This window comes from Rhodobacter aestuarii, from assembly GCF_900156655.1.
Classification (GTDB): Bacteria; Pseudomonadota; Alphaproteobacteria; order Rhodobacterales; family Rhodobacteraceae; genus Rhodobacter; species Rhodobacter aestuarii.
Genome location: NZ_FTOG01000006.1, coordinates 206,452 through 228,045, shown reverse-complemented (window position 1 = coordinate 228,045; position 21,594 = coordinate 206,452). Strand labels below are relative to the sequence as shown.

The window sequence follows — 21,594 nt, the reverse complement described above, 5'->3', positions numbered from 1 at the left end:
TTCTCCTCAATGTTAGTTGTCCTCGAAAGGATCCCATTCGTCTTCCACCTCTGGCAGCGCTTCGGCGGCTTGTTCAGCCTCTAGCTCTGCGGCGAGGGTGATCTGTTCAAACGCGGCTTGCGGGAAGGCGGCAAAGATCGCCTGCACAACCGCGTTTTCGGCCCGCGCCTCGGCTTCCGCAGCCAGTTTCGCGGCATTTTCACGCTCAAAGAGCGTTGGCTGGCCCCCTTCGGACACAACCGAAACGCCCCAACGCGCGCCGGTCCAGCCTTGCAGCCGTTGCGCAAGTGTCTGCGCCAAGTCGCGCGGCGCATCGGGGGCAAGCTCAAACTCAATCCGGCCGGGGGCGTAGCTTACCAGCCGCACGCCGCGCTCCACTTGGTGCCGTAAAAGCCCGTCGCGCATTTTGGCGATCAGTTCGACCACATCTTCAAACTTGGCATATCGCGCCAAGGCCGAGGCTGCAGGCTGCACGGCCAGCGCCGCCGAGCCAGACATATGCAAAGGCCGCCCGCCCAGCATATGCCGGGTTGTGGCTTCGGCGCGCGGGCCACCACCGCCCCCGCCACCGCCTTGTGCAGGGCCCGCGCCGCCCGCAGCACCGGGGCCACCCATCACCTTGCGCATCAGCGTTTCCGGGTCGGGCAGGTCGGCCACATGGGTGAGCCGAATGAGCGCCATTTCCGCGGCCATCATCGCGTTTGGTGCGCCCGCCACCTCTTCAATCGCTTTCAATAGCATCTGCCAAAACCGGCTGAGCACCCGCATCGGGATCGCCGCGGCAATCGCTTGCCCGCGCGTGCGTTCCTCGGGCGGCACGGTCGGGTCGTCTGCCGCTTCGGGGGTGATTTTGATCACCGAAACCCAATGGGTGATTTCCGCGAGATCGCGCAGAACCGCCATCGGGTCCGCGCCGTCACTATATTGCGCGCCAAGTTCGGTCAGCGCGGCGGCGGCATCGCCCTTCAGGATGTGGTCGAACAGGTCCAGCACACGGGCGCGATCGGCCAGCCCCAGCATCGCACGCACCTGATCGGCGGTGGTTTCGCCCGCGCCGTGGGAAATCGCCTGATCGAGCAAAGACATCGCATCGCGAACCGAGCCTTCAGCCGCGCGGGTAATCAGCGCCAGAGCATCTTCGGCGATCTGCGCATTTTCCAGCCCGGCCACCTTTTGCAAATGCGCAATCATCACCTCAGGCTCGATGCGGCGCAAATCGAAGCGCTGGCAGCGGCTGAGCACCGTCACCGGCACTTTGCGAATCTCGGTGGTGGCGAAAATAAACTTCACATGCGCCGGCGGTTCTTCGAGCGTTTTCAAAAGCGCGTTGAAGGCCGAGGTCGAAAGCATATGCACTTCGTCGATGATATAGACTTTGTAGCGCGCGGAGGCGGCCCGGTAGTTCACGCTTTCAATGATCTCGCGAATGTCGCCCACCCCGGTGCGCGAGGCGGCGTCCATTTCCAGCACATCCACGTGCCGACCTTCGGCAATGGCCTTGCAGTGTTCGCATTCAAGGCAGGGCTCGGTCGTTGGTCCGCCGTTCCCATCGGGGCCGATGCAGTTAAGGCCCTTGGCGATGATCCGCGCGGTGGTGGTTTTGCCGGTGCCGCGAATCCCCGTCATGATGAAGGCTTGAGCGATCCGGCTTGCCGCAAAGGCGTTTTTCAGCGTGCGCACCATCGCCTCCTGCCCGATCAAATCGGCAAAGGTGGCGGGGCGGTACTTGCGGGCAAGAACCTGATAGCCCGAGGGGTTTTGCGCGGGGCTTTCGGCGTCGGTCATGGGCGCTCCTGAATTGCTCGCGCAGTCTAGCGAGGCGGTGGGCCAAGTCAAACCGATGCCGTGGGGCGCCGCGCTATGCGCGCGGCGCGTGTTTAGGCGGAAGTAAGGCTCGGGAAAATTGGTCCGAGCCAGCTTGTCTTACTGGTCAATCGTAGCGCAGCCTTTTCTGGCGGCCATGCAGCGCGCTTTGCAGCTTTGCTTTGCTGCGCTGCTCGCCGTCGCGGAAGATCCGCCCAAACACTCTTGTTCGCATACGCCGTAAGCGCGGCAATCTTTCGCAACGGCGCTTTGTGCGCCAAGCAACGCCAAAAGGACCGCCGCAGCGGTGAGAGAGATCGTCTTCATTGAGTGCCTCCTTGAGTGCAGATAAGAAAGTCTGCACAGTGCGGGGCATACGCGGTGCAGATGCGGGTACCAAACGCCTGCCCGCGCGAAGGTGCAACTTAGGCAGATTGTCGCGGTTTGGAAGGTGCTTCGGGTCTTGCTCGGCGCCGCATCAATCTTGGCGCGTGTTCTTTGTAACGCCAGCTTCCGGAACGCGCGTGAAGGAGAATTGCTTGGCTGCGGCTTGGTCAAACGTCACAAGCCTGTCGACCGCAACGCCAAGCGCCTCATCGGGCGTGAACCCGATTTCCCCGTGTAGCAAAGTGTCGCTTTCAATCAGCGTGATTTCGTTGCCTAAACGCGCTTTGAGCGCGCGGATCGAGCCGATTGGCACGCGGCTGTCCTCAGGGCCATGCAATGCCAGCACCGGCGCGGTTCCCGGTTTTGCAAAGCGGCCATAGGCAAAGCCGCCTGAACTGATCATCGCAGAGCGCACGTTGAAGGGCTCAATCCGCAATTGTGGCAGCAGATAGAGGGCATTAAGCGCGGAAATCGCTCCGGCCGATGACCCGGCCCAAATGATTTCCTTGCCCAAGCCTCGGGAAGGCCCCTCTTTTTCAAGCCAGCGGAGTAATGCTCCGCAATCTTCGACCACGGCCAAGGCGCGATCACGCTGGAAGATTCGTTGCATCGGGTCTTCTGTCGCAGCGGCCTCGGCCACGAGGTCACGCATGAGCCGCCGCATTGGCTTTTTGAGAAGGGGGCGCTGACGGTGTAGCCGATAATCGGGGATGGCGACGGCGTAGCCGTGGCGCACGAAATGCCCGGCAATGACACTATGGAGCTTTTTTTCGCGCGATCCTGCGATGAAGCCGCCCGCATGCAGCCAGATCACCACGGGCCAATCGCGGCCTGTTTCCGGGCGGTAAAGGTCAACAGCGAGGGGGAGCGGCCCGGTTACGCAGGGCTGTTCTGCATAGATGGCAGTCTCGACCTCGAAGAGCGGTTGAAGCGCCTCCAATTCGCGCTGAAAAGCCTTCATGCGCTTCAGATAGGCGAGTTTCTCCGCGCTGATGTTTCGTTGCGCAGCGCCCATCGAACCGCCCCAAGCAAATGCCATTTCCGTGAGACGGTCTGAAAGCGTCTAAAGAATATCTATCGGCGGGAATGGCACGAGACAAGCGTCGCGTTTTCTGATGCGCTATGGCCAACGCCAAGGCTTTCAAGCCGAAGTCGAAATGCGATGGGAGGGTGAGAGGCTGGACAGCGACCCAAGCGGGGCTCGTTGCGGCTGCTTCCTTCCGGACCTGACCGGGTTGGCGAGGCGCTCGCCCGCGCCAACCTCTCGCGGCGTCATATAGTCGTCACGCCGCTCCCTTGCAACCCTTGGATCACAGGCTGATCGCTTCCATCACCTGCGGCTCAATCACCTGCACATCCGGTAGCCCTTCCACCAGTGCCGCCGCTGATTGTTCCAGCAGCGGGAAGGTGCGGTAATGGCACGGGATCACGGTCTTGAAATTGAAGTATTTCTTCGCTGCCCAAGCAGCGGCGCGCATATCCATGGTGAAATGGCCACCGGCAGCAAGAATGCCGATATCGGGTTGGAAATACTCGCCCATCCACTGCATTTCTGAGCTGATGCAGGTGTCGCCCGAAAGGTAGATCGTTTGGCCTTCGCCCGCGATCATATAGCCCGACTCAGCGCCCGCATAAATCGGCCCGGTCGGCCCGCTGATTGACGAAGAGTGCATCGCAGGCACCATCGTCACCTTCGCGCCGCCCAAATCAACGGTGCCGCCTTTGTTGAAGCCAATGCCGTCAATGCCGTCATGCGCTTCCCAATGGCTCACGATGTCGTAAATGCCGACGATCGGCACATTGAGTTCTTTCGCCAAGGCCAGCGTATCGGCGGAATGGTCGCCATGGCCGTGGGTGAGCAGAATATGCGTGGCCCCGGCCAGCGCTTCGGCGCGTTTTTCGGCTGGGAACACCGGGTTGCCCGTCAGCCAAGGGTCAATCAGGATTACGGCGTTTTCAATTTCAAGACGAAAGCCGGAATGGCCTAGCCAAATCAGGTTCATGTCATCCTCTTTCTGTTGCTTCAACGAATCTACTGCCCGGAAAGCTAGCGTGGATATGTGACAAGGGAAGGCGCACAGGCGTCACAGGGGCCAGTTAAGGACGCTGTGCTTGAAAGCCTCCGCCCCGGACGCTAAACCCGCATCCAGACAAGCGGAGACACCCACCCATGTCCATCGACATTGATACCGCCCGCAAGGTGGCGCATCTGGCGCGCATCCGCGTGGCCGAAGACGACCTGCCGAAACTGGCCGAGCAACTCTCGGGCATCCTGACCTTCATGGAACAATTGAATGAGGTGGATGTGGAGGGCATCGAGCCGATGACCTCCGTCACGCCGATGCGGCTCAAGCGCCGCGTCGATGAAGTGACCGACGGCAGCTATCCTGAGAAAATTCTCGCCAATGCCCCCGATGCCCGCGAGGGCTTCTTTGCCGTGCCGAAGGTGGTGGAATGAGCCTGAACAAACTAACCATTGCCGCCGCCCGTGACGGGCTGAAAGCGGGCGAGTTCACCTCGGTCGAGCTGACCGAAAGCTGCCTTTCGGCGATTGAGGGCGCGGATGCGCTCAACGCCTATTGCGCCAAAACGCCCGAGATCGCGCTGGAACAGGCGAAAGCCGCCGATGCGCGGATTGCGGGCGGTGATGCGCCTGCGATGTGCGGCATTCCGCTCGGCATCAAAGACCTGTTCTGCACCAAAGGTGTGGCATCTCAGGCGGCCTCGCGCATTCTTGAGGGCTTCAAGCCGGAATACGAATCCACCGTGACTCAAAACCTCTGGGATGCGGGCGCGGTGATGCTGGGCAAGCTCTCCATGGACGAATTCGCCATGGGCTCCAGCAACGAGACCGCCTGCTACGGCCCGGTTGTGAACCCGTGGAAGGTCGATGACCGTCAACTGACGCCCGGCGGCTCGTCTGGCGGTTCTGCGGCGGCTGTGGCCGCTGACCTTTGCCTTGGCGCAACCGGCACCGATACGGGTGGCTCGATCCGCCAGCCCGCGGCCTTCACCGGCATTGTGGGCATCAAGCCGACCTATGGCCGCGTGAGCCGTTGGGGCGTGGTGGCCTTTGCTTCTTCGCTCGACCAAGCTGGCCCGATGACCAAATCGGTGCGCGATGCGGCGATCATGCTTGGCACGATGGCCTCGAATGACGCCAAGGACTCGACCTGTGTCGATTTCCCGGTGCCGGATTTCGAAGCGGCGCTGACGGGCGATATTCGCGGCAAGAAAATCGGTATTCCGAAAGAATACCGCATGGACGGGATGCCCGCCGAGATCGAGAAACTCTGGAACGATGGCGCGGCGATGCTGCGCGATGCCGGGGCCGAGATCGTCGATATCTCGTTGCCGCACACCAAATACGCGCTGCCGGCTTATTACGTGATTGCGCCGGCGGAAGCCTCGTCCAACCTCGCGCGCTATGATGGCGTGCGCTACGGGCACCGCGCCCATCTGGGGGCGGGCGAGGGCATCGTCGATATGTATGAAAAAACCCGCGCCGAGGGCTTTGGCCCTGAGGTGCAGCGCCGGGTGATGATTGGCACCTATGTGCTGTCGGCGGGCTTCTATGATGCCTATTACAACCGCGCGCGGCGCGTGCGGGCGCTGATTAAGCGCGACTTTGATCTCGCCTTTGAGGCGGGCATCGACGCGATCTTGACGCCCGCAACGCCCTCATCGGCCTTTGGTCTTGGTGAGATGAAAGACGCCGATCCTGTCGAGATGTATCTCAACGACGTCTTCACCGTGACGGTGAACTTGGCGGGTCTGCCGGGCATTTCGGTGCCGGTGGGGCTGGATGCCAAGGGCCTGCCGATGGGGCTTCAACTCATTGGCCGCCCGTGGGGGGAAGGCGATCTGCTCAATCAAGCCTTGGTGCTTGAGAAAGCAGCAGGTTTCACCGCGAAGCCCGAGAAGTGGTGGTAAGGAGCCGCGCAATGCGCAAGCTATTGGTGTTTTCTGTTCCGGTTTTGGCTTTGGCCGCCTGCGATCCTCCGGTGCCAAATTCGGCGGCGGGTGTAGGCTTTGGTGACTATCAGACCTATTTGCACCAACGCGAGGCGGAATTGCGGGGCCAGCCTGCAGCGGCCGCCCCGGCCCCGGCGCAAGCTGTGGCACCGGGTGGGGCCTATGGCACCACAGGCTATGGGGCAACGCCTGTCACCTCTGCGGCGGGGCAGGCGGAGGCTTCGGCCCCAATGGCGACGACGGCCTCGGATGGCACGATTGGGGCCGATACTTTGGCCGCGCTGCGGGCCACCTCCGCCACCGAGGCTCCGGCCGCGCCCGCGGCGCAAGACGCCGGGGCACCGCTTGATGCCATGGCCCCTGCGGCCAATCCGGTGGTGACGCGCGGGGCGACAGGACCGAACCTTGCCGCCTATGCGCTTTCGGCAACGAACGCGCCGGGGCAGCCTGTTTACAAGCGGGGCGGCTTCAAGCTGATCAAGACCGAGCGCGCCTGCGCGAAATATGTCTCGCCCGATCTGGCGCAGATGGCGTTTCTGGAGCGTGGCGGCCCGCAAAAAGACCCGGGCAACCTGGACCCTGACGGTGATGGGTTTGCCTGCGGTTGGGACCCGCGTCCGTTTCAGGCGGCGCGTCAGTGACAACATCCCCCGCTTCGCCCAACTATTCCGAGCGGCGCGGGGGCGCGCAGCCTGAACTGATCGTTTTGCACTATACCGGCATGGGAAGCGCGGCGGCGGCGCGTGCGCGGCTGTGCGACCCTGCGGCAGAAGTTTCCGCCCATTGGCTGATTGCCGAAGATGGCACGGTTGAGGCTTTGGTGCCCGAAGCGATGCGCGCTTGGCACGCGGGTGCGGGTGCTTGGGCGGGGCGGGAGGATGTGAACTCCCGTTCGATCGGCATTGAACTGGCCAATACTGGCGATGCGCCCTTTCCCGAGCCGCAGATGGCGGCCTTGGAGCGTTTGATCGAAGGGATCATGGCGCGCTGGGCGATTGTGCCCGAGGCAGTGATTGCCCATTCCGATATGGCGCCGGGCCGCAAGATTGACCCCGGCCCGCGCTTTGATTGGGCAAGGCTTGCGCGCCAAGGGCTGGCCGTTATGCCAGAGGCCGGTGGCATGGCCCCGCCCGTGGCCGAGGCGGGCTTCATGGCGATGGCGGAAACCTTTGGCTACCCGGAAGCCCCCTTCGAGGTGCTGCTCGCCGCATTTCGGCTGCGGTTCCGGCCTCGCCACACTGGCCCGCTCGATGCCACCGATATGGCACTGATCACCGATCTGGGCTTACGCTTTGGGGCTGATGGCGGCTCTTGGCGCTCTAGCTAGGCACTTTTACGCCCATTGACCTTTGCGCCCTTCGCGGCGTAAGGCAGGCGCGCGCGGAGGACTGGATGACCGCGGCGGCCCATAGCTCCGTTTCGCGGATAGCTGGGCGGTCGAGGAAAGTCCGGACTCCATGAAGCAACGGTGCCGGGTAACGCCCGGCGGGGGCAACCCTAGGGAAAGCGCCACAGAGAACAGACCGCCCTCGCTTGCGGGGGTAAGGGTGAAACGGTGGGGTAAGAGCCCACCGCGGGCCTGGTAACAGGAACGGCACGGCAAGCCCCACCGGGAGCAACGCCGAATAGGGACCACGCGCCAGCGCAAGCTTGGCAGGGGAGCTTCGCCCCGAGTGGTCCGGGTTGGCGGCTAGAGGCTGTGGGCGACCGCAGCCCCAGAGGAATGGTCATCCAGGGGGCAACCCCGGACAAAATCCGGCTTACAGGTTCTCCGCGCATATCTGCTTCGTGATCGGGCTTGACGGTTCCCACCCTTGAAGGGCGCGCCTTCTGCGCCACCTCTGGCTGGAACAAGGGAGGCCTGCCATGAGCTACACACTCAACCGCCTATTGGAAAACACCCCGTTTGATGAGGCCGAGGCGCGGACCCGTTCGGCGCTGGCTGAGCGCGGCTTTGGGGTGATCACCGAAATTGATGTTGCCGCAACGATGAAGGCGAAGCTGGACCGCGAGATGACGCCTTATAAAATTCTGGGTGCCTGCAACCCGCCGCGCGCCTTTGCAGCGCTTCAGGCAGATCCGCGGATTGGCGCGATGCTGCCGTGCAATGTGATTGTGCGCGCGGTTGAAGGGGGTGTGGAGGTCTCTGCCGTCGATCCGGTTGCCTCTTTCGCTGAGGTCGAGGCAGAGGGCGCGCGCGCCATCGCCGCTGAGGTGCGCGAGATTTATGTCGACCTGATCGCCAACCTCTAACGCGCACAGAAACCGTTGGCCTTTGGCCAGAATGCGCGCAGTATTCACCTGCGTTTCATTTCACATTGGGGGGAGAGATGAGTTTCGTCAAAACACTGGCCACGCTGGCGGTGGGCTTTGCCGCCGCGAAAGGCGTGCAGAAATTTCAGCAAATGGGCGGCATGGACGGGATGAAAGACGCCCTGCGCAAAGCGGATCAGCCCGGCGGTATGGCCGAGCAGATGGGCGCTTTTGCGCAGCGCATGGGCGTGCCCGGCGGCAAAGAGGCCGTGCAGGATATGTTCGCCAAATGGGCGCCCCAAGCCGCCGCGATGACCGAGGCCGCCGAGGCAAATTTTGGCAAGATGATGGGCACCATGACGGGCGCGGCAACGACCGGGGCCAAGAGCCTGTCGGATATGCTTGGCGCAGCGATGGCGGACCCGATGGTGGAAGCCTCTGCCGAATCGCAAGCCAAGCTGATGATCCGCGGGATGATTCAGGCGGCCAAAGCCGATGGCGTGATTGATGAAGAGGAAAAGGCCGCGATTCTCGCACAACTCGGCGATGCGACCGAGGAAGAGATCGCGTTTGTGCAGGCCGAGCTTGATGCGCCGATTGATATTGACGGGCTGGTGGCCGAGGTCGGCGAAGCGGCCAAGGTGCAGGTCTATACCGCGGCTGTGATGGCGATTTCGGTCGATACAGAGGCTGAAAAACGCTATCTGGCCAATCTGGCGGCGGCTTTGGGGGTGAATGCGGAAACCGTGATGCAGGTGCATCGCAGCCTCGGCAAGCCGCTCGTCTAAGCCGCGCGACAGGGCCAATGGCGATCCGGGCGCGGCGAGATGCGAAAAAACACCGCCAGCCCCGCCTTTGCGGTTGACTCCGGAGCGCGGCTGGCTAAAAGGCGGGCTTCAAGGATTTGCGGGTACATGGGTGCCCGACGCTGGGAGACTGAAAATGGCGAAGCCGACGACGATCAAGATCCGTCTGAACTCGACGGCGGGCACCGGGCACTTCTATGTGACCAAGAAGAATGCCCGCACCATGACGGAAAAAATGACCGTGAACAAATATGATCCGGTCGTGCGCAAGCATGTCGAATACAAAGAAGGCAAGATCAAGTAAGATCAGCCCCTTCTCGGGTTCAAGGCCGTCCTTCGGGGCGGCCTTTTGCTTTGCGCTTAGGCCAGCAAAAGCAAGGTCAGGGAAAAGGTGCCCACAAAGACCGCGCCAGCGAGCACCCATGGGGTGATCGCCGTGCCGGGCAGGGCGTCCGGCGGCGGTGGGTGCAATGCCACGTCGCGCCGTGTTTCCGCCCGTTCGGGGGCGGCATCTTCCGGTGCTTCGTCCACCTCTAGGCTGTCTTCATCCATATTTGCCGAGCTGTTGGCGCTATGATGGCCATGAAGCGTTTGCGGCAGATGCGGGGCCTTGGGGTCGAACGTATCGTCGGGGGTGTGATCGGTGGCGGCAGCGGGCGCATCAGGGCGCGGCTCAGATCGGCGCACCGGATGGGGCAGGGCGCGGGTTGCGGCTTGCTGGGCCAAAAGCGCCTGCAGGGGGGCGGTTTCCATCCCCAACATTTGCGCTGCCACAAGCGAGCCCGGGGTGGCGGTGCTGGCGCCCGGTTGGGCGGCGGTGGCGCCACTGGCAAGGGTGGTTTCGGGGAGGGGCAGCGTGGCGCTGCCCGCGCGGGTTTGCGCAGCTTGAGCCGGGTTTTCCGCTGCAGGCGGTGGCGTGCTGGGCGGCGGCGCGCCCGAGGCCGGGCGGCTTGGCTGTTGTGCGGTGAGCGTCTGCGGAAGGGCGTGCTGCGCGCGCGTCTGTGCCGCCTCAGCCCCATGCGGCAAGGGCAGGGGCGTGGTGCCGGGGGCGGTCGGCACGGTGGTCGTTGGCACGGGCGTTAGCATGGCAAGCCTCGGACAAAGCGAATGTCCAAGGGTTGCAGAAAAGGGTGAACAGAGGGTTAAGCCCCTTCTGACACAGGCTCTGGCGGTGCTTCCTCGCCCTTCGGCGGCGGCTTAACACCAAAAACAACGCAATAAAGCGCAGGCGCAAAAACCAGCGTGATCAGCGTGCCCGCGATGATCCCGCCCATCATCGCAAAAGCCATTGGCGCCCAAAACACCTCCCGCGAGATTGGAATGAGCGCGAGCGAGGCGGCGGCGGCAGTCAGCAAAATGGGCCGGGCGCGGCTGTCGGAGGCTTCAAAGACCGCGCGCCAATGGCTGTGGCCTTTCTCGAGCAAGTCTTGCACTTCGGCCATCAAGATCAGTGAATTGCGGATCAAAATGCCAACCAGTGCCAGCACCCCCAAAATCGCTACAAAGCCAAGCGGCTGGGCGGAGGGCAACATCGCCGCCACAACGCCAATCAGCCCCAAAGGCGCGACGGCGAGCACGATGAACATCAGCCGGAAGCTTTGCACCTGCACCATCACCAAGGTCAGGATCACCAGCACCATCAAGGGCACCACAGCAACAATCGGGGCTTGGCTTTCGCCGCTGCTTTCGGCCACGCCGCCCGGTTCGATTTTGTAGCCAGCGGGAAGGGTTTCGAGTTGCGCGGCAATCTTGGCAGCCAGATCGGCGGTGATCGTGGCGGGCTGGTTGCGGCCCGTGACCGCCGCTTTCACGCTGATCGTGGGCACCCGGTTGCGGGCATGCAAAACCGGCGGCTCCATCTGCCAATCGAGATGCGCAAAACTCAAAAGCGGCACCGGCACGCCCGAGGGCGAGGGCAGTTGCAGCGAGGAAAGCGAGGCCAGCGAGGTGCGGTCGGCTTCAGCGCCGCGCGCGACCACATCCACCAAGGTCTGACCATCGCGCAATTCGGTGATGGTGACGCCCTCAAACAAGGTTTGCAGCGCTTGGGCGACATCTTTTTGCGTTAGCCCCAATTGGCGCAGGCGTTCTTGATCCAGCACCACACGCGCCACGCGCACGGGCTCCCCCTCGTCAATGGTGATGTTCGAAAGGCGCGGATCATCGGCCAGCACTTTGGCCAAACTGCGCGCCTCAGCCAAAAGCCGGGCGCGGTCTGGCCCCATGATCCGGTACTGCACCGGCTTTCCGACGGGTGGGCCCAACTCAATGAGCTTGGTGAAGACATCCACGCCGGCCATATCGCGGCTTTTTTCCTCTAGCGCCGCGCGCAGCGCGTTGCGGTCTTCAAGCCCGGCGGTCATCACCACCATTTGCCCCATGAAGGGAGCAGGTGTGGGCGTGTCGAGGGAAAGAAGGAACCGCGGCGCGGAGCGGCCCACATAGGTTGTCCAATATTGCGCCTCGGGCCGGGTGGCGAGCCATGCATCCAGTTCGGCCATCGCCGTGTCGGTTGCCGCAATGGCAGAGTTTTGCCGCATCGTGACATCGACCAGCAATTCGGGCCGATCCGAGGCCGGGAAGAACTGCTGCTCAATATGGCGCATGCCGTAAAGCGCACTTCCAAACAGTAGAACCGTGGCAAGGATGGTGATCCATTTCGCCCGCATCGCGGCGCAGAGCAGCGTGCGGAAGGCTCGGCGTAGCGGGCCGGGGCGCGGGTCGTGATGCGGCAGGTGTTTGGGCAGCACAGTGGCCCCGATCAGCGGCGCAAAAAGCACCGCCACCACCCAACTCAGCATCAGCGAAATTGCGATCACATAGAACAGCGAGAGCGTATATTCCCCCGCTTGGGAGGAGTTCAGCCCAATCGGGATGAACCCCGCCACAGTCACCAAAGTGCCAGACAGCATCGGAAAGGCGATTGAGGTCCACGCATAGGATGCCGCTTTGGCGATTTTATCCCCCGCCTCCAGCCGCGCGATCATCGTTTCAATCGCGATCATTGCATCATCGACCAAAAGCCCAAGCGCGATGATCAGCGCCCCAAGCGAGATGCGTTGCAGGGTGACCCCCATCGCATCCAAAATCACAAAGGTCAGCGCCAGCACCAACGGGATCGACATTGTGACCACCAGCCCCGCGCGCCAGCCCAGCGAAATGAAAGAGACGAGCAAAACAATCGCCACCGCTTCGGCCAAAGCGCGCAGGAAGTGGTTCACTGAATCCTCAACCACTTTGGGTTGGTCGGCGACTTTATGCAGTTCGATCCCAACGGGCAATTCGGTGGCGATCCGGTCCATCAACTCGGTCAGTTCCGCGCCGAAGTCGAGGATATTGGCGCCTTGCTTCATGCCGATGATCAGCCCCACCGCGGGCTGGCCATTGTAGCGGAATAATGAAGACGGCGGGTCAGCAAAGCCCGCGCGGACTTCGGCCACATCGGCAAGGGTGAAGAAGGTGTCATCCACCCGCAAGGGCGCGGCGGCCAAATCCTCGGCCCCCGCAAACCGCCCCGACATGCGCACCGCGATCAACTCATCCGCCGTGCGGATGATGCCCGAAGGGACAATCGCGTTTTGCGCCGCAAGCGTTGCCAAAACCGTGCTTTGATCCAGCCCCAAAGCGGCCAGTTTGCGGGCGGAAAACTCGACATGCACCACCGGGTCTTGGGTGCCAATAAGCTCGACCTTCCCCGCTGCAGGCAAAGTCAGTACGGCGGAGCGCACCTCTTCCACCCGGTCTTTGACCTCTTGCGGGCTAAACCCATCGGCGGTGAAGGCGTAAATTGAGCCATAAACATCGCCGAAATCATCGCTGATCGCATAGCCCGCAAATTCTGCAGGGAATTGCGGGGTCAGATCCGACATCATATTGCGGATCTTCAGCCATGTTTGGGTGACGGCAGCCCCGCGCGTTTCCGGCGTCAGCTCCACATAAACCACGGCGCGGCCCGGAAAGGTTTCAGAGCGGGTGAACTTGAGGTTCTCCAGCTCCTGCATCTTCTTTTCGATCCGGTCGGTGACTTGTTCGCGGGTTTCTTCTGCCGTGGCGCCGGGCAGCACTGCGGTGATGAACATCACCTTGATGGTGAAGGAGGGGTCTTCCTCGCGTCCAAGGTTGACGTAAGACAGCACCCCCGCAACGATCGAGACGATGATCATGTACCAGACCATCGAGCGGTGGCGCAAAGCCCAGTCGGACAGGTTGAAACTCATGGGCTGACCCTCGCGCCAAGCTCTTGGCCTTCGGAAACGGAATGAATGCCACGGATCAAGACCTCATCGCCTTGCGCGAGGCCTTCGGTGATCACCACGCGTGGGCCGATTTGGCGCCCCAGTGTCACGCGCACCGCTTCGGCGCGCCGTGCGGGGCCAATACGCCAGACCTTGGTTTGATCGCCCTCTTCCCAAAGCGCGGCGCGGGGCAGGGTGAGAAGCCCGGCTTCGGGCATTTCGAGCCGGGCAGAGACAAGCGCCCCCAGCCGGAACCCGCGCCCGGCATTATCCAGCGCGATGCGCAGACGATGTGAACGGGTCGAGGCATCGGCGACAGGCTCAATCAACCGCAGCCGCCCCTCGGTTTCGAGTGCATCTTCATAACGCGTGCAAACGGTAAAGCGGGCAGCGTCGGGCAGCACCGCCAATACCTCATCAGGCACGTCGATCACCGCTTCGCGGCCTGCGGCGGTGGCAAGCCGCAAAACCGGGGTGCCGGGAGAAACCACCGTGCCAGGTTCGGCCAGAATAAGGCTGACAACGCCATCCTCCGGTGCGGTCAGCGTGCCAAAGGCTTCGGCATCGCGGGCGCGGGTAAGGTCGGCCTGCGCGGCCTGCACGCTGGCTTTGGCGGCAGTATCATTGGCTTGCGCCGCTTCCAGTGTTGCTTCGGGCGCGACGCCGCGCCGATACAATTCGGTCGCGCGGGTGAGACTTTGCGCCGCGAATTCGGCCTGCGCTTTTGCGGCTCGCAGTGCGGCCTCGGCGGCGGCGACATCTTCGGCCAAGGTGATCTGGTCAAGCGTGGCCAAAACTTGCCCCTTTTTGACGGTATCGCCAAGGTTCACAGGCCGTGCCCCGATCCGGCCCGAGGTCTGAAAGCCAAGCGTGGTTTCTACCTCGGCGGCGATCACGCCGGGGAATTGGCGCGCGGTCATTGCGGCATCGGTGACAATCTCGCTCACCACTGGGCGGGGTGGGGCGATTTCTTGCGCCTGCGCGGCCAGTGGCAGCGCGAGCAGCATCAGCAAAGCCCGGATCATTGGGCGCCCTCCTGCATCACGACACGGCCGGGATAAAGAAGATGCGCCCCTTCGGTCACCACCAACGCCCCCTCGGACAGCCCTTCGGCCACCTCAATCTGATTGTCGGTGTAGCGCAGCACCCGTATGGGGGTGAGTTGCGCGCGGCGGGTTTTCGGGTCGACCGTCCAAACAGCGGGCTTGGCCCCTTGGCGCACGAGCGCCGACCAAGGCAGCGCCATCGCAGAGCCGTAGGGCAGATCGACCACGCTCACCACCGCCGTGCCCAAGCCCGGCGGCTTTTCACCCGGAGCCCCTATCAGCTGCGCTTTTACCCGCACCGTGCCACTTTCGCCCGCCACGAGGGGCGCAATCTCTGTCACTATCGCCTCGCGTTCTGGGCCGGTGCCCTCGACCGGGCGCAGAGTAACAGTCCGGCCTTGAAACCGATCTAGCGCGCTGAAGTCTGGCACATAAAAAACCGCCTCGCGGGCACCGTCGCGCGCAATGGTTAGAACGGTTTGCGCGGCACCGACGATCTGGCCGGGTTCGGCATCGCGCTCAGTGACAATGCCATCGGCGGGGGCGCGCAGTGTGCAATCTTCCAAAGCCTGCTGCGCCTTGGCAAGGGCTGCGCGGGCCTGATCGCGAGATGAACGGGCGGACAAAGCGGCCTCTGTCGCGGCATCCAAGGCCGCTTGCGTGGCCGCGCCGCGTTCAGCCAGTTCTGCGGCGCGGGCGCGCGCTTGCTCGGCTTGCACCAGCATCGCTTCGGCGGCGGCATCTTGCGCTTGCGCAGCACGGAGCGCCGCGGCGGCTTGTGTCGGGTCGAGTTGCGCTAAAATCTGCCCTTCGGCAATGCGCATGCCGACCTCTGCCGTCAGGGTCAAAATCCGCCCTTCTGCGCGAAAGCCCACGGGCACGGCTTCGGCTGCGGTGATCGTGCCGGAAAGCTCCACATGGAAGAACACCGGTCCGGTATGGGCAGTGACGATCTGCACGGCCAAAGGCGCCTCGGCCAGAACGGGCGGCGCCGCTGCCAACCAAAGCGCAACGCCAAGGGCGGCGAAACGGGAACGATAGGCGCATGGCATGGATCGTGCTCTCCTGCTCGGGTCTTCCCTTGATTTCGGATTTTTGTGATTCGGGAAAGGCTTGCGCCTGTAACAGGGACAAATGCGCGTCATCACAACGGTGGCTTCATTTTACCCGCGCCTGCGCGGCGAAATGATCGGCAAGCTTGTGGGTGCCATGAAAGGCGCCAACCATGTCCATCCCCATCGCAGTCAGGAAAAAGCGCACGGGCTCGCCGATATGCTTTGGCGTCAGCGCAGGCACAACCCGCACAGCCAAGAGACGCAGTACATCGGGCAGATGCGTGATCCGCGCGGGGCGGTGCAGCGCGTCAAAGGCCAAATGCGCCAGTGCCTCATGGGTGAAGACCTCCGGCCCTCCGACATCCAACCAAGCCGTGCCTGCGGTTGTGGCGTCAGCCGTAGCGGAGGCAAGATCCGCGCCGTGAATTGGGTTGATCTTGTGATCGCCCGTGCCAAAAAGCCAAACCCGCCCACCTTTGGCCATGGTCAGAAAATCAGACATATCCGAGAAAAAGCCGCTTGGCGCGATCACGGTGGAGGCGATGGGGGAGGCTTGCAGCGCGTCCACAAAAGCGATTTTCGCCGCAACCCCCGGGACATCGCGCATCTTATCGGCGTTGAGCACATGCACATAGGCAAAGCGCGCCACGCCTGCGCGTTCCGCCTCGCGCAAAAGGTTCAAGTTGGCCCGATAGTCCACATCGCGATAATTCAGCCCATCCTTTTGCCGGGTGATCCCAAGGGCAGACACAACCAGATCCATCCCCGTCATCAGCCCGGTCAAGGTTTCGGGGCGGGTGGCCTGTGCTGCGACAAGGCGATCCGCGTCCAGATTGCCTGCGGTTTTCGCGTTGCGCACCAAGGCGGTGACATGAAAGCCCCGGCGTTTGTATTCGGCGCACAGGTGCCGACCAAGATAGCCAGTCGCCCCGGCGATGAAGACATTGGGCATAGGCGGTCCGTTGCGGTTCTGCGCGGATGGCCCTTGGACCAGCGCGCGTTGACAAAGGCGGTTTCAAATAGGGGTGTCTCAAGCTTAGGCCATGTGGCGTGTGGTGCAACCCTTCGGGGCGGTATGGTGCTTTGAAAGGCAGTGGCGGGGCGCCGCTTGGCCCATTATGATGCCGCCTGAACGGGCGCGCGGGAGGCGCGTGGGAGGACCGTCCGCAGATGACCAAGATCCTGATTGTCGATGACGATCCAGATGTGCGCGACCTTGTCCGCTATGAGCTAGAGGCGCGCGAGTTTGAGGTGGTGGAGGCCGCATGCGCGGCTGACGTCGCCCCACAACTCAGCCCGGTGCCGCCGGATTTGATTTTGCTCGATCTGCGGCTACCCGATCAGGACGGCCTTGCCCTCGCCAGCCGTTTGCGGGCGACCTCAAGCATTCCGATCATTATGCTTACGGGTCTTGGCGGCGATGTGGATCGGATCGTGGGGCTTGAGATGGGGGCCGATGATTATGTCGTCAAACCCTTCAATCCGCGCGAATTGGTGGCGCGGATCAAGGCGGTGTTGCGCCGGGCGGGGGGCGCTGCGGTGCCCGCAGATTTGGCCGACCACGACCGTCGCAGCTTCGCGGGATGGGTGATTGACCTTTCGGCGCGGAGTTTGGAAACGCCTGCGGGCCAGCCCGTGGCGCTGACGAATGGGGAGTTTTTGCTGCTGGAAGCCTTCGTGCGCGCGCCTAAATGCGTGCTCAGCCGCGATCAGCTTTTGGAACGTACCCGATCCGATGGGGGCGAGGTGTTCGACCGCACCATTGATGTGTTGATCTTGCGGCTGCGGCGCAAGATCGAGCCCAATCCGCGCGCGCCGCAACTGATCCGCACCGAACGCGGCGCGGGCTATGTGCTCGATGCCGATGTGCGGCGTTTGTAATCCTCTAGGCTGACTTGGACGGCTGCGGCCAGAACCTCTTCCGGCACTGGTTTGCGCAGTAGGTTTGGCAGGTCTGCCCCTGCCTTGCCCGGCGCACCAGAGGTAAACAGCACCGGCAGATCGGGGCGCAGGTCATGCGCGCGCGCGGCGAGCGTTTGGCCATCAAGGCCGGGCATGGCGAGATCGGTATAAAGCAGGTCAATCTCGGGGATTTCTTGCAGCAGTTCCAGCGCGGTGGCGCCATCGGGCGCGGTGACCACGACATGGCCCATGCCGCGCAGCTGATCGGCGGTGATTTCCAAAAGGTCCGCATCGTCATCCACGGCCAGAATGCAGGCCTCGCCCGCCTCTGCCGGGGCCATCACCACCGGCGCGCGTTCCGGGCTGACGGGCAGGCGTAACGTGACCCGCGTACCCTTGCCGGGGCTGCTATCAAGCGTGAGCGTGCCACCCGATTGCTGCACGAACCCATAGACCATGCTGAGCCCGAGCCCGCTGCCCTTGCCTACGGGTTTGGTGGTGAAGAAGGGCTCCAACACCTGCGGGGCAATTTCGGGCGGGATGCCGCTGCCCGTATCGGCCACGGTCAAATCCACAAAGCCCGGCTCTGCGGCGCGGGTGGTGATGGTGATCTGGCCCGCGCCCTCCATCGCGTCGCGCGCGTTCACGGCCAAATTCATCAAAGCGTTTTCTAATTGGCCGGGGTCCACCCGCACGGCGGGCAGGTCTTCGGCCAAATCGGTGATCAGCGTCACGCCAGAGCCAAGGCTTGATTGCAGCAAATCTTCCATGCCGCGCACCAATGTCTCAAGCGCCACGTCCTCGGGCGCAAGGCGTTGGCGGCGTGAAAAGGTCAAAAGCCGGTTGATCAGCGCTGCGCCGCGATTGGCCGCCGATAGCCCCCGTTCAGCGCGCGCTTGCAGCGGCGGCACCTCGGCCAATTCGCGCATCAAGATGTTGAAGTTGCCAATGATCACCGCAAGGATGTTGTTGAAATCATGCGCAATGCCGCCAGTTAGCTGCCCCACCGTTTCCAGCTTTTGGGCGTGCAGCAATTGGCTTTGCGTGGCCCGGCTTTCGGTCACATCCATATGGATCGTCGCAAAGCCGCCCTGTGGGATTGGGTTGGAGCGCAGTTCCAAAACCCGGCCCGAGGGGAAGCGCAATTCATGCCGTTCTGACAGTGTCAGCCGTTCGTGGGAAAGTGTATCCAGATCAAGCGGAGTGCCATCGGGGGTGAAGGCCTGCACCCCGCGCGCCTCGAGCTTTTGGTTCAGCATTTCAATCGACGGCTCGCCCGATAGTTCAGCCTCGGTGAAATCATGCAGCCGCAGATATTGCGGGTTGAAGGCAACAAGGCGGCGCTCACGGTCAAAGACCGAGAAACCGTCTTTCATCGTTTCCAGCGTGGCAAGCAGAAGATCGGAACGCTCCGCCAATTCGCGGTCGAGCTTTTCGACTTGGGCGGAGTTTTCTCGGAATACGGCGAAGGCCCGGGCAAGGTCGCCAATTTCGTCACGCCGGTTCGCGCCGGGCACCTGCGTATCGCGCTCCCCCGCTGCGAGCCGCGTCATCGCGCGGGTAACGCCTGCCAAATTGGTGCTGAGTGGTCGGATGACCAGCACGTAAGATACGCCGCCGGCGACCAAGATTACGCCCAGGGCAATGGCCGCAAATTGCGTGGTGCGGGCCAAGATCGTGTCGCGCAATTCTTGTGTGACCGTTGCCGTGGTGCGGCTGGTGGCGAGCACCCGCTGGTCGACCAAGGCTTTCAATTCGGCTGCCCGGGCCCCCGCTGCGGCGAGAGCCGCCTCGGCCCGTTCGCGCGCAGCAATCTCGGCACTTTGGAGCGCGAAAAGACCGTCAGGCCCGATCTGTGCGCGGTAGCGCGCGACGGCGGCCTGAAAATCTTGTTGCAGCCCGGCGGGAAGGGCCGCGCCCGTGCTTTCCAACTCGCCCAAAGTGCGTAAGTAAGCGGCGCGGTTTTGCGCGAGATCTAACGCTTTGCGCGCTGTGGTGGCCAGCAGCAGTTCCGAGGTGGCCCGCCCGGTCAGCCGTTCGGCGGCCAACAGCGGCGCTTGGCTGCGCACGGCGGTGCGGTAAATCTCGGGTTCCGGCAGCGTTTCGCCCGTAGTGATTGCGGCGACGGCCAAAATCGAGGGACCAATGATCTGGCGCATCGAATCCTCAAGCGCGAGCATCCGCGCGCGTTCGGCCTCGCGTTCGGCGGCGACCCCGCGCAGTGTTTCAAGCGCGCGGCGCAGGTCGGTCAACCGTTCCGAAAGGGCGCCGGATAGGGCCAGAATTTCGGCGCTATCCCAGCCCGTCTCACTGGGGTCGGCACGCAAAGCGGCGGCTTGCGCGGTGAAAGCGGCCAAATCCGCCTCTACTGCCTGCTGCGCTTCGGTTAAGGCGGTTTCTGTTCCGGCGGCGGCAAGGCTTGCGCCGCGCTGTTGCAGCCGCTCGCCAATCCGCGCAAGCCGCAGCGCGGCTTCCATCGCGGGCACATCGCGCCCGGTTACCGTTTCAGCGGCGGTGCCAATCTCATCAAGGGCGCGGATCGCGGCAATACCGGCCAGCCCCATCGCGAGGGTCGAGAGCGCGACGATCAGCAAAAGCCGCCCTTGGATGCCTCGCCATCTCATGGCTGCGCCTCCTCAAGCCCCATTGCTTCGCGGTAGTGGCGGCGCTGGCTCGTGCGGCCCAGCCGGTCGGTGATGCGGTCCCATTCTGCGGAGGCTTCGTGGAGTGCTTCCTCTGGTGTCATCTCTTTCGCCAACACCTTGCCAATACGGGCATCGAGCGCCTCCATATAGGCCGGGTAGCCGGGAAGGCGCAGGTCTTGCGCTGCATGGGGGGCATTCAGGCTTTCGCGCAGCACGCGCAGGTAATTTTGCGCGGCGCGTGGCCCCATCAGCGCGGCCCAGCCTGTGGCGTCGTCGAGTTGCGAGAGCCGATAGGGGTTGAAGCCCGAGGCGCCCGACATCACGTCACGCGCCGCACGTTCGGGCGCGGCCATATAGGCAATGAAGTCCCATGCTGTTTGCGGCTGTTGCGCCCCACGCGGCACGGCGGCAATCCAGCCGCCAAAGGCCAAGAAGGGCACTGATTGCGGGGCGGCAAGCCTGTCCCAGCTTTGTGTTTGCGGGTTCCATACCTCATCCGCGCCGGGCAGAGGAAAGAAGCCCACCTTGTCTGCCACGGTTGAAGCCTTGGGGTCGGTGGCCAGAACGCCAATGTCAGACCAATCCAGCGCCATCGCGCCTTGCCCGGCCGCAAAAGCGGTGCGCACGCCATGGCTCGCCAATGGCCCGCTCTCATCCACCCCTGTCGCCACGGCGGCGAGGTAATCGCGCAGCGCGCGCTGCCAAGCGGGGTTGTCGATTTCTGGCGTCATGGTTTCCGGGTCAAAGAAGAAATGGCCCGGATGATCGGGGTGGGCCGTATAGGCGGCGGCATGGCTGAAAAGAGACCAAAGCCGCTGGCCATTGCTGGCCGATGCCTCAAGCGCGCCCGCAAGCGGTTGGCCCTCTGGCCCGCTGCGTCCCGCAAAGAAAGTGGCGATCCGGGTGTAATCTTGCCACGTTTGCGGCGGCGCGAGGGGCGTGCCTGTGGTGGCCAAATAGTCCGCGCGTGTGGCTGGGTCTTCAAACAGATCCCGGCGATAGGCCCCCATATGCAGATCGCCATCGAGTGTGACCGCCATCCATTGCCCGCGCCAGCGCATCAGCCCATCGCGATAAGCGGGGTGGATGCCTTGGACCAAAGGCCCTTGCACCAAAGCCTCGGGCACCGGTTGCAGATAGGGCGCGAAATCGGGCAGCCAATCGGCGGGAAAAATCAGCAGATCGGCGGGCACTTGGCCCGTCACAAAGCCCATCATGATCTCGCCATAAAGCGCATCAAAAGGCCGAGTGCGGACGGTGACCGCTTGCCCGGTCTCTTGCGAGAAGCTTTGCCCATGTGCACGCGCCGGGCCGGCAATAGGCCCGCCATCACGGGTCAGCACCTCTAGGGGGGCTGCCGCCACCGGCAGGGCCAGCAGCGCCAGTATTACAATTGTTACAAAGCGCATCGCGATCTTGGACATACTGTGTTCATCTGGCCCCGGTCTTCTTCCGTCAAGAGCATCGCACAGAGCGTGCCAAGGAGG

The 21,594-nt window shown here is 63.1% G+C and carries 18 protein-coding genes and 2 other RNA genes; 9 read left to right on the top strand and 11 right to left on the bottom strand.

What is annotated here, in order from left to right; translation table 11 throughout:
- Positions 1-12 precede the first annotated feature (12 nt).
- The 4 genes from BW967_RS10330 to BW967_RS10310 form a co-directional block, all read right to left on the bottom strand.
- On the bottom strand, positions 13-1,785 hold the full coding sequence (locus BW967_RS10330) for a DNA polymerase III subunit gamma/tau (protein WP_076484985.1): 1,773 nt from the start codon (positions 1,783-1,785) through the stop codon (positions 13-15).
- 496 nt (positions 1,786-2,281) lie between these two features.
- On the bottom strand, positions 2,282-3,229 hold the full coding sequence (locus BW967_RS10320; RefSeq protein ID WP_076484983.1) for an alpha/beta hydrolase: 948 nt from the start codon (positions 3,227-3,229) through the stop codon (positions 2,282-2,284).
- Positions 3,230-3,359: 130 nt separating this feature from the next.
- Positions 3,360-3,456: signal recognition particle sRNA small type (gene ffs / locus BW967_RS10315), an RNA gene on the bottom strand.
- Positions 3,457-3,500: 44 nt separating this feature from the next.
- Positions 3,501-4,193, bottom strand: coding sequence for a metal-dependent hydrolase (locus BW967_RS10310; protein WP_076484982.1), 693 nt, complete (start codon positions 4,191-4,193; stop codon positions 3,501-3,503).
- Between the two features lie 167 nt (positions 4,194-4,360).
- Between BW967_RS10310 and gatC the strand changes: the two genes are divergently transcribed.
- The 8 genes from gatC to rpmG all read left to right on the top strand — a co-directional run bounded on the left by gatC (position 4,361) and on the right by rpmG (position 9,528).
- Positions 4,361-4,648: an Asp-tRNA(Asn)/Glu-tRNA(Gln) amidotransferase subunit GatC gene (gene gatC / locus BW967_RS10305; RefSeq protein ID WP_076484981.1), complete on the top strand. Its 288-nt coding sequence runs from the start codon at positions 4,361-4,363 to the stop codon at positions 4,646-4,648.
- Complete coding sequence (gene gatA / locus BW967_RS10300; RefSeq protein ID WP_076484980.1) at positions 4,645-6,123, top strand: Asp-tRNA(Asn)/Glu-tRNA(Gln) amidotransferase subunit GatA; 1,479 nt, start codon at positions 4,645-4,647, stop codon at positions 6,121-6,123. Before gatC ends, gatA begins: the two co-directional genes overlap by 4 nt.
- Positions 6,124-6,134: 11 nt before the next feature.
- Positions 6,135-6,806 carry a hypothetical protein gene (locus tag BW967_RS10295; protein WP_076484979.1) on the top strand — a complete coding sequence of 224 codons (672 nt, stop codon included), beginning with the start codon at positions 6,135-6,137 and terminating at the stop codon, positions 6,804-6,806.
- The gene (locus BW967_RS10290) at positions 6,803-7,492 is read left to right on the top strand and encodes an N-acetylmuramoyl-L-alanine amidase (protein ID WP_076484978.1); all 690 of its coding nucleotides are present in this window, start codon (positions 6,803-6,805) and stop codon (positions 7,490-7,492) included. Before BW967_RS10295 ends, BW967_RS10290 begins: the two co-directional genes overlap by 4 nt.
- A gap of 53 nt (positions 7,493-7,545) precedes the next feature.
- Positions 7,546-7,944: RNase P RNA component class A (gene rnpB, locus BW967_RS10285), an RNA gene on the top strand.
- An 87-nt stretch (positions 7,945-8,031) separates the two neighbouring features.
- Positions 8,032-8,418, top strand: a complete 387-nt coding sequence (locus tag BW967_RS10280; protein ID WP_076484977.1) for a DUF302 domain-containing protein — start codon at positions 8,032-8,034, stop codon at positions 8,416-8,418.
- 77 nt (positions 8,419-8,495) lie between these two features.
- Positions 8,496-9,206 carry a DUF533 domain-containing protein gene (locus tag BW967_RS10275; RefSeq protein ID WP_076484976.1) on the top strand — a complete coding sequence of 237 codons (711 nt, stop codon included), beginning with the start codon at positions 8,496-8,498 and terminating at the stop codon, positions 9,204-9,206.
- 154 nt (positions 9,207-9,360) lie between these two features.
- Complete coding sequence (rpmG, locus tag BW967_RS10270) at positions 9,361-9,528, top strand: 50S ribosomal protein L33 (protein WP_011750518.1); 168 nt, start codon at positions 9,361-9,363, stop codon at positions 9,526-9,528.
- Positions 9,529-9,584: 56 nt separating this feature from the next.
- On the opposite strand, the gene BW967_RS10265 is transcribed toward rpmG, so the two are convergent.
- The 5 genes from BW967_RS10265 to BW967_RS10245 all read right to left on the bottom strand — a co-directional run bounded on the left by BW967_RS10265 (position 9,585) and on the right by BW967_RS10245 (position 16,512).
- A complete protein-coding gene (locus BW967_RS10265; protein WP_076484975.1) occupies positions 9,585-10,310 on the bottom strand; it encodes a hypothetical protein in 726 nt (241 codons plus the stop codon).
- 56 nt (positions 10,311-10,366) lie between these two features.
- Positions 10,367-13,441 carry an efflux RND transporter permease subunit gene (locus tag BW967_RS10260; RefSeq protein ID WP_076484974.1) on the bottom strand — a complete coding sequence of 1,025 codons (3,075 nt, stop codon included), beginning with the start codon at positions 13,439-13,441 and terminating at the stop codon, positions 10,367-10,369.
- Positions 13,438-14,484, bottom strand: a complete 1,047-nt coding sequence (locus BW967_RS10255; RefSeq protein WP_076484973.1) for an efflux RND transporter periplasmic adaptor subunit — start codon at positions 14,482-14,484, stop codon at positions 13,438-13,440. Before BW967_RS10255 ends, BW967_RS10260 begins: the two co-directional genes overlap by 4 nt.
- Entirely contained in the window at positions 14,481-15,557 is a 1,077-nt protein-coding gene (locus BW967_RS10250; protein ID WP_076484972.1) for an efflux RND transporter periplasmic adaptor subunit, read from the bottom strand. Before BW967_RS10250 ends, BW967_RS10255 begins: the two co-directional genes overlap by 4 nt.
- 106 nt (positions 15,558-15,663) lie before the next feature.
- The gene (locus BW967_RS10245) at positions 15,664-16,512 is read right to left on the bottom strand and encodes an NAD(P)H-binding protein (RefSeq protein WP_076484971.1); all 849 of its coding nucleotides are present in this window, start codon (positions 16,510-16,512) and stop codon (positions 15,664-15,666) included.
- A 218-nt stretch (positions 16,513-16,730) separates the two neighbouring features.
- Here BW967_RS10245 and BW967_RS10240 point away from each other — a divergent pair, with 218 nt between their 5' ends.
- Positions 16,731-17,441 carry a response regulator gene (locus BW967_RS10240; protein ID WP_076484970.1) on the top strand — a complete coding sequence of 237 codons (711 nt, stop codon included), beginning with the start codon at positions 16,731-16,733 and terminating at the stop codon, positions 17,439-17,441.
- On the opposite strand, the gene BW967_RS10235 is transcribed toward BW967_RS10240, so the two are convergent.
- Positions 17,408-20,086 (bottom strand): ATP-binding protein, encoded by a 2,679-nt coding sequence (locus tag BW967_RS10235; protein ID WP_076484969.1) that lies wholly within the window; start codon positions 20,084-20,086, stop codon positions 17,408-17,410. The genes BW967_RS10240 and BW967_RS10235 overlap by 34 nt on opposite strands.
- Entirely contained in the window at positions 20,083-21,531 is a 1,449-nt protein-coding gene (locus tag BW967_RS10230; RefSeq protein ID WP_076484968.1) for an extracellular solute-binding protein, read from the bottom strand. Before BW967_RS10230 ends, BW967_RS10235 begins: the two co-directional genes overlap by 4 nt.
- Between the last annotated feature and the right edge of the window lie 63 nt (positions 21,532-21,594).